Origin of the sequence: Burkholderia sp. HAN2018 (assembly GCF_024704855.1) — a bacterium.
GTDB classification, from domain to species: Bacteria; Pseudomonadota; Gammaproteobacteria; order Burkholderiales; family Burkholderiaceae; genus Burkholderia; species Burkholderia cepacia.
Genome location: NZ_QOBB01000268.1, coordinates 1 through 8,879, shown reverse-complemented (window position 1 = coordinate 8,879; position 8,879 = coordinate 1). Strand labels below are relative to the sequence as shown.

Annotated in this window: 4 protein-coding genes and 1 pseudogene; 4 read left to right on the top strand and 1 reads right to left on the bottom strand. The window is 68.1% G+C overall.

The window, feature by feature from the left end:
- From DPV74_RS36075 to DPV74_RS36060, 4 genes are all read left to right on the top strand, one after another.
- The coding region (locus DPV74_RS36075) for an MdtA/MuxA family multidrug efflux RND transporter periplasmic adaptor subunit (RefSeq protein ID WP_119338919.1) at positions 1-1,119 on the top strand (1,119 nt) is incomplete at its 5' end.
- 15 nt (positions 1,120-1,134) lie between these two features.
- Positions 1,135-4,248, top strand: coding sequence for an MdtB/MuxB family multidrug efflux RND transporter permease subunit (locus DPV74_RS36070; RefSeq protein WP_060173773.1), 3,114 nt, complete (start codon positions 1,135-1,137; stop codon positions 4,246-4,248).
- Positions 4,249-4,352: 104 nt separating this feature from the next.
- Entirely contained in the window at positions 4,353-7,661 is a 3,309-nt protein-coding gene (locus DPV74_RS36065; protein ID WP_119338918.1) for an efflux RND transporter permease subunit, read from the top strand.
- 105 nt (positions 7,662-7,766) lie between these two features.
- On the top strand, positions 7,767-8,159 hold the full coding sequence (locus tag DPV74_RS36060; protein ID WP_060086502.1) for a VOC family protein: 393 nt from the start codon (positions 7,767-7,769) through the stop codon (positions 8,157-8,159).
- A 137-nt stretch (positions 8,160-8,296) separates the two neighbouring features.
- Here DPV74_RS36060 and DPV74_RS36055 read toward each other — a convergent pair.
- A pseudogene (locus DPV74_RS36055) lies at positions 8,297-8,879 on the bottom strand (NYN domain protein); the annotation flags it as partial.

Here is an 8,879-nt window from a genome sequence, read left to right as displayed (position 1 = left end):
GTGCAGGTCGCGACCGCGACGCAGGGCGAAATGCCGATCGTGCTGTCCGCGCTCGGCACCGTCACGCCGCTCGCGAACGTGACGGTCAAGACGCAGCTGTCGGGCTACCTGCAGTCGGTCTCGTTCCAGGAAGGCCAGATCGTCAGGAAAGGCGACGTGCTCGCGCAGATCGACCCGCGCCCGTATCAGGTGTCGCTCGAGAACGCCGAAGGCACGCACGCGCGCGACTCGGCGCTGCTCGCGACGGCACGCCTCGACCTGAAGCGCTACCAGACGCTGCTGTCGCAGGATTCGATCGCGTCGCAGACGGTCGATACGCAGGCTTCACTCGTCAAGCAATACGAAGGCGCGGTGAAAACCGACCAGGCCGCGATCGATTCCGCGAAGCTGAACCTCACGTATGCGCGCATCACCGCGCCGGTGTCCGGCCGCGTCGGCCTGCGCCAGGTCGACCCCGGCAACTACGTGACGCCGGGCGATGCCAACGGCATCGTCGTGATCACGCAGTTGCAGCCGATGAGCGTGATCTTCACGACGTCGGAAGACAACCTGCCGCAGATCCTCAAGCAGGTGAACGCGGGCCAGAAGCTGTCGGTCACCGCGTACAACCGCAACAACACGGTGCCGCTCGAGACGGGCTCGCTCGCGACGCTCGACAACCAGATCGACACGAGCACGGGCACGGTCAAGCTGCGCGCGAACTTCGATAACAAGGAAGGCATGCTGTTCCCGAATCAGTTCGTGAACACGCGGCTGCTCGTCGACGTGATGCGCAACGCGACGATCGTGCCGACCTCCGCCGTGCTGACCGGCTCGATCGGCCAGTTCGTCTACGTCGTGAAACCCGACAACACGGTGACGGTGCGCAAGGTCACGGTCGGCCCGGTCGACGGCGAACGCACGAGCATCGTCAGCGGCGTGTCGCTCGGCGAGCGCGTGGTGACCGACGGCTCCGACCGCCTGCGCGAAGGCGCGAAGATCTCGATCCCGGCCGACAAGCCGAAAGGCGCGTCGGGCGCGCGCGGCGCCGGTGCGGCGTCGGGTGCATCGGGCGCCGACGGCCATCGCGGCGGACACCGGCACGGCGCGTCGCAGGCAGCGGCCCCCGCGGCCCAGTAACGCGCGGGCCGCTCGATGAATCCATCCCGCCTTTTCATTCTCCGGCCGGTCGGCACCGCCCTCCTGATGGCGGCGATCATGCTGGCCGGTCTCGTCGCGCTGCGCTTCCTGCCGCTCGCCGCGCTGCCGGAAGTCGACTATCCGACGATCCAGGTCCAGACCTTCTACCCGGGCGCGAGCCCGGAAGTGATGACCTCGTCGGTCACCGCGCCGCTCGAACGGCAGTTCGGGCAGATGCCGTCGCTGAACCAGATGTCGTCGCAGAGTTCGGCCGGCTCGTCCGTGATCACGCTGCAGTTCTCGCTCGACCTGCCGCTCGACATCGCCGAACAGGAAGTGCAGGCCGCGATCAACGCGGCCGGCAACCTGCTGCCGTCCGACCTCCCTGCCCCGCCGATCTATGCGAAGGTCAACCCGGCCGACGCGCCGGTGATCACGCTCGCGGTCACGTCGAAGACGCTGCCGCTCACGCAGGTGCAGGACCTCGCCGACACGCGCCTCGCGATGAAGATCTCGCAGATCGCGGGCGTCGGCCTCGTCAGCCTGTCGGGCGGCAACCGCCCGGCCGTGCGGATCCAGGCGAACCCGACCGCGCTCGCGCAGTACGGGATGAACCTCGACGACCTGCGCACGACGATCTCGAACCTGAACGTGAACACGCCGAAGGGCAACTTCGACGGCCCGACGCGCGCGTACACGATCAACGCGAACGACCAGCTCACGAGCGCCGATCAATACAACAGCGCGGTCGTCGCGTACAAGGGCGGCCGACCGGTGATGCTCACCGACGTCGCGACGGTCGTCGCCGGCTCGGAGAACACCAAGCTCGGCGCGTGGGTGAATTCGGAGCCCGCGATCATCCTGAACGTGCAGCGCCAGCCGGGCGCGAACGTGATCCAGACGGTCGACGCGATCAAGGCGCAGCTGCCGAAGCTGCAGGAAACGCTGCCGGCCGCGCTCGACGTGCAGATCGTCACCGACCGTACGACGATGATCCGCGCCGCCGTGCGCGACGTGCAGTTCGAACTGCTGGTCGCGGTCGGGCTCGTCGTGCTCGTGATGTACCTGTTCCTCGCGAACATCTACGCGACGATCATCCCGAGCCTGTCGGTGCCGCTGTCGCTGATCGGCACGCTCGCGGTGATGTACATGGCCGGCTTCTCGCTGAACAACCTGTCGCTGATGGCGCTCACCATCGCGACCGGCTTCGTCGTCGACGACGCGATCGTGATGATCGAGAACATCGCGCGCTACGTCGAGGAAGGCGAATCCGGGCTCGAGGCCGCGCTGAAGGGCTCGAAGCAGATCGGCTTCACGATCATCTCGCTGACGGTGTCGCTGATCGCGGTGCTGATCCCGCTGCTGTTCATGGGCGACGTGGTCGGGCGCCTCTTCCATGAATTCGCGATCACGCTCGCGGTGACGATCGTGATCTCGGCGATCGTGTCGCTCACGCTCGTGCCGATGATGTGCGCGAAGCTGCTGCGCCATTCGCCGCCGCCCGAGAGCCATCGCTTCGAGGCGCGCGTGCACCACGCGATCGACTGGGTGATCGCGCGCTACGCGGTCGCGCTCGAATGGGTGCTGAACCGCCAGCGCTCGACGCTCGTCGTCGCGCTGCTGACACTCGCGCTGACGGGCCTGCTGTACGTCTACGTGCCGAAGGGCTTCTTCCCCGCGCAGGACACCGGCGTGATCCAGGCGATCACGCAGGCGCCGCAGTCGATCTCGTACGGCGCGATGGCCGAGCGCCAGCAGGCGCTCGCGGCCGAGATCCTGAAGGATCCGAACGTCGTGAGCCTCACGTCGTTCATCGGCGTCGACGGCAGCAACATCACGCTGAACAGCGGCCGGATGCTGATCAACCTGAAGGCGCGCGACGAACGTTCCGAAACGGCCGCGCAGATCATCCGCGACCTGCAGCACCGCGTGGCGAACATCACCGGGATCTCGCTCTTCATGCAGTCGGTGCAGGATCTGACGATCGACTCGACCGTCAGCCCGACGCAGTACCAGTTCATGCTGACGAGCCCGAACTCGGAAGAGTTCGCGACCTGGGTGCCGAAGCTCGTCGCGCGTCTGCAGCAGGAGCCGTCGCTCGCCGACGTCGCGACCGACCTGCAGAGCAACGGCCAGTCCGTCTACATCGAGATCGACCGCGCGAGCGCCGCGCGCTTCGGCATCACGCCGGCGACCGTCGACAACGCGCTGTACGACGCGTTCGGCCAGCGCATCGTGTCGACGATCTTCACGCAGTCGAACCAGTACCGCGTGATTCTCGAGTCCGAGCCGAAGGAGCAGCACTACGCGCAATCGCTGAACGACATCTACCTGCCGTCGGCGGGCGGCGGCCAGGTGCCGCTGTCGTCGATCGCGTCGTTCCACGAACGGCCGTCGCCGCTCCTGGTCGCGCACCTGTCGCAGTTCCCGTCGACCACCGTCTCGTTCAACCTCGCGGCGGGCGCGTCGCTCGGCGAGGCGGTCAAGGCGATCGAGGCCGCCGAGAAGGACATCGGGCTGCCCGCGTCGTTCCAGACGCGCTTCCAGGGCGCGGCGCTCGCGTTCCAGGCATCGCTGTCGAACCAGCTGTTCCTGATCCTCGCGGCGGTCGTCACGATGTACATCGTGCTCGGCGTGCTGTACGAGAGCTACATCCACCCGATCACGATCCTGTCGACGCTGCCGTCGGCCGGCGTCGGCGCGTTGCTTGCGCTGATGATCACCGGGCACGACCTCGACATCATCGGGATCATCGGCATCGTGCTGCTGATCGGTATCGTGAAAAAGAACGCGATCATGATGATCGACTTCGCGCTCGAGGCCGAGCGCGTCGAAGGCAAGCCGCCGCGCGAGGCGATCTACCAGGCGTGCCTGCTGCGCTTCCGGCCGATCCTGATGACGACGCTCGCCGCGCTGCTCGGCGCGGTGCCGCTGATCGTCGGCGCCGGCGCGGGCTCCGAGCTGCGCCAGCCGCTCGGGGTCGCGATCGCCGGCGGCCTGATCGTGTCGCAGGTGCTGACGCTGTTCACGACGCCCGTGATCTACCTCGGCTTCGACTCGCTCGCGCGCCGCGTGCGCGGCTGGTTCGAGCGCCACGGCCCGCAAGCCGGCACGCGCACGGATGCGTAAATGAAACGACCCTCACGCTCACTTCGTTCGCGTGGGGGGGCGCAGCCCCCCCATCTCCCGAAAACGCATCCGTCGGAACACGCGGCGGCCCAGCGAGTGCCGACATGAACCTGTCGCGCCCCTTCATCACCCGCCCCGTCGCGACGACACTGCTCGCGATCGGCGTCGCGCTCGCGGGCCTGTTCGCGTTCGTCAAGCTGCCGGTGTCGCCGCTGCCGCAGGTCGACTTCCCCACCATCTCGGTGCAGGCGTCGCTGCCCGGCGCGAGCCCCGAGACCGTCGCGACCAGCGTGACGAGCCCGCTGGAGCGGCACCTCGGCTCGATCGCCGACGTCTCCGAAATGACGTCGACGAGCACGGTCGGCAATGCCCGGATCATCCTGCAGTTTGGCCTGAACCGCGACATCGACGGCGCCGCCCGCGACGTGCAGGCCGCGATCAACGCGGCGCGCGCCGACCTGCCCGCCGCGCTGAAGAGCAACCCGACCTACCGCAAGGTCAACCCGGCCGACTCGCCGATCATGGTCGTGTCGCTGACGTCGGAGACCTCGTCGCCCGCGAAGCTGTACGACGCCGCGTCGACGGTGCTGCAGCAGTCGCTGTCGCAGATCGACGGGATCGGCCAGGTGTCGGTGAGCGGCTCCGCGAACCCGGCCGTGCGCGTCGAGCTCGAGCCGCAGGCGCTGTTCCACTACGGGATCGGCCTCGAGGACGTGCGCGCGGCGCTCGCCTCCGCGAACGCCAACGCGCCGAAGGGCGCGATCGAGTTCGGCCCGCAGCGCTACCAGCTCTATACGAACGACCAGGCGTCCGAGGCATCGCAATACCGCGACCTCGTCGTCGCGTATCGCAACGGCGCGGCCGTGCGGCTGTCCGACCTGTCCGACGTCGTCGATTCGGTCGAGGATCTCCGCAACCTCGGCCTGTCGAACGGCAAGCGCGCGGTGCTCGTGATCCTCTACCGCTCGCCCGGCGCGAACATCATCGATACGATCGACCGCGTGCGCGCGGCGCTGCCGCAGCTCACCGCGTCGCTGCCGGCCGACATCACGGTCACGCCCGTGCTCGACCGCTCGACCACCATTCGCGCGTCGCTGAAGGACACCGAGCACACGCTGCTGATCGCGATCAGCCTCGTCGTGATGGTCGTGTTCCTGTTCCTGCGCAACTGGCGCGCGACGCTGATCCCGAGCGTCGCGGTGCCGATCTCGATCGTCGGCACGTTCGGCGCGATGTACCTGCTCGGCTTCTCGATCGACAACCTGTCGCTGATGGCGCTGATCGTCGCGACCGGCTTCGTCGTCGACGATGCGATCGTCGTGCTCGAGAACATCTCGCGGCATATCGAGAACGGCAAGTCGCGCATGCAGGCCGCGTTCGACGGCGCGCGCGAGGTCGGCTTCACGGTGCTGTCGATGAGCATTTCGCTCGTCGCGGTGTTCCTGCCGATCCTGCTGATGGGCGGCATCGTCGGGCGCCTGTTCCGCGAGTTCGCGCTGACGCTGTCGCTTGCGATCGCGGTATCGCTCGCGGTGTCGCTCACGGTGACACCGATGATGTGCGCGCGCCTGCTCCCCGAGTCGCACGAACCGCAGAACGAAGGCCGCTTCGCGCGATTCCTGGAACGCTGTTTCAGCCGCATGCAGCGCGGTTACGAACGCTCGCTGTCGTGGGCGCTGCGCCGGCCGCTGCTGATCCTGCTGACGCTCGTCGCAACGATCGGGCTGAACGTCTACCTGTACATCGTCGTGCCGAAGGGCTTCTTCCCGCAGCAGGACACCGGGCTGATGATCGGCGGCATCCAGGCCGACCAGTCGACGTCGTTCCAGGCGATGAAGCTGAAGTTCTCCGAGATGATGCGGATCGTGCAGGGCAACCCGAACGTGAAGAGCGTCGCGGGCTTCACCGGCGGCACGCAGACCAACTCGGGCTTCATGTTCGTCACGCTGAAGGATCGTACCGAGCGCAAGCTGACGGCCGACCAGGTGATCCAGCAACTGCGCCCGCCGCTGGCGGACGTCGCGGGTGCGCGCACGTTCCTGCAGGCGGCACAGGACATCCGCGTCGGCGGCCGGCAGAGCAACGCGCAGTACCAGTTCACGCTGCTCGGCGATTCGAGCGCCGACCTGTACAAGTGGGGGCCGATCCTGACCGAGGCGCTGCAGAAGCGCCCCGAGCTGACCGACGTGAACTCGGACCAGCAGCAAGGCGGCCTCGAGGCGATGGTGACGATCGACCGCGCGACGGCCGCGCGGTTCGGCATCAAGCCCGCGCAGATCGACAATACGCTGTACGACGCATTCGGCCAGCGCCAGGTCTCGACGATCTACAACCCGCTGAACCAGTACCACGTGGTGATGGAAGTCGCGCCGAAATACTGGCAGAGCCCCGAGATGCTGAACCAGGTGTGGGTCAGCATCTCGGGCGGCAGCGCGAACGGCTCGCAGACCACCAACGCGGCTGCCGGCACCTACGTCGCGACGTCGGCCGGCACGTCGAGCGCCGGCACGGCCGCGCAGAGCGCCGCGGCGATCGCGTCGGACTCCGCGCGCAACCAGGCGCTCAACGCGATCGCAGCGAGCGGCAAGTCGAGCGCGTCGTCGGGCGCATCGGTGTCGACGTCGAAGTCGACGATGATCCCGCTGTCGGCGATCGCGACGTTCGGGCCGAGCACGACACCGCTGTCGGTCAACCACCAGGGGCTGTTCGTCGCGACGACGATCTCGTTCAACCTGCCGCCCGGCGTGTCGCTGTCGCAGGCGACGCAGGTGATCTATCAGACGATGGCGCAGGTCGGCGTGCCGCCGACGATCGTCGGCAGCTTCCAGGGCACCGCGCAGGCGTTCCAGCAGTCGCTGAACGACCAGCCGATCCTGATCCTCGCGGCGCTGCTGGCCGTCTATATCGTGCTCGGGATCCTGTACGAGAGCTACATCCACCCGATCACGATCCTGTCGACGCTGCCATCGGCCGGTGTCGGTGCGCTGCTCGCGCTGCTGCTGTTCAAGACCGAGTTCAGCATCATCGCGCTGATCGGCGTGATCCTGCTGATCGGTATCGTGAAGAAGAACGCGATCATGATGGTCGACTTCGCGATCGACCAGACGCGCCACTACGGCAAATCGTCGCTCGACGCGATCCACGAGGCGTGCCTGCTGCGCTTCCGTCCGATCATGATGACGACGATGGCCGCGCTGTTCGGCGCACTGCCGCTCGCGTTCGGCAGCGGCGACGGCGCCGAGCTGCGCGCGCCGCTCGGGATCGCGATCGCCGGCGGCCTGATCGTGTCGCAGGTGCTGACGCTCTATACGACGCCGGTCGTCTACCTGTACATGGACCGTTTCCGCGTCTGGGCCGAGAAGCGGCGCAACCGCCGCGGGAATTCCGGCGGGCCGGCCGTCGCCGGGGAGTGATGGAAGCGGCCGCCCGCCGGGCGGCCGCTTGCCGCGCTTGCGCATCGGCAGCGATCGGCTATCGTGAGTCCATGCCCACCGCGGGACCCTTCACGGGGACACGCCATGAACGTCCAGCTCAACCATACGATCGTCTGGTGTCGCGACAAGCGCGCGTCGAGCCGCTTCCTCACCGAGCTTCTGGAACTGCCGCCGCCGACGCCGTTCGGCGCGATGCTGGTCGTGCCGCTCGACAACGGCGTGTCGCTCGATTTCTACGAACAGGCAGGGGACATCCGGTCGCAGCATTATGCGTTCCTGCTCGACGAAGCCGGTTTCGACCGCGTGCTGGCACGCATCCGCGAGCGCGGGCTGCCGCACTGGGCCGATCCCGCGAAGCGGCAACCCGATGACATCTACCGCCACAACGGCGGCCGCGGCGTGTATTTCGACGATCCGGACGGCCACTTCCTCGAAGTGATGACGCAGCCTTATGCGCTGAACGGTCAGGTCGGCTGAAGGGCCGGCATTGCGCCGGCCGTTGTTGCGCTGCGAGAAACCGGCCCGGGTGCCGACCTGCTTCGGACGACACCCGGCCGGGGGACGTCACCGGGTCACTACCCGGCTCGGCCGTTACCTCAGCCCCTACACGACCATTACTCGGCCGCTGCCGCCGTCTTGCGCGGACGCCGCGCGCGCGGTGCCGCCTTGCGGGCCGGTTTCTTCGGCTTGGCTTCGGCGGGCGCCTCGACAGCCGCCCCGGCCGGCGCGGCAACCACCTCGCCGCCGACATCGCCTGCCGCCGGCTCGGTGTGCGTCACCGCGGCGGGCCACATGTCGCCCTGCTCCGGGTCGCGATGCGGGTCTCCCGCATGCTTGCCGTGCGCGTGCTTGTCGCCGCCGTGCTTCGCCACGCCATGCCCGGCGTCGTCCGGCCGCCCGGCCGACTCACGGCCTGCGCTCTTCGCGGCGGCGCCCTTCTTCGCGCCGGTCTTCTTCGCCGCGCTCTTGCGCGCACGCTTACGGCCATCCTTCGCGTCGCCGTGCGCCTCGGCTGCTTCCACCGCTTCGACCGCTTCGGTCGTTTCTGCCGGCACGACTGCCGCGATTTCGGTGGCTCCGGCCGATTCGGCCATCGCCGCGTCGTCCGCGTCGACCTGCACGGTTTCGTGCACGACGGCTTCCGCCCGCTGCTCGCGACGTCGCGGCTCGCGGCCGGCCCGCGCCGGCTCCGCCGCG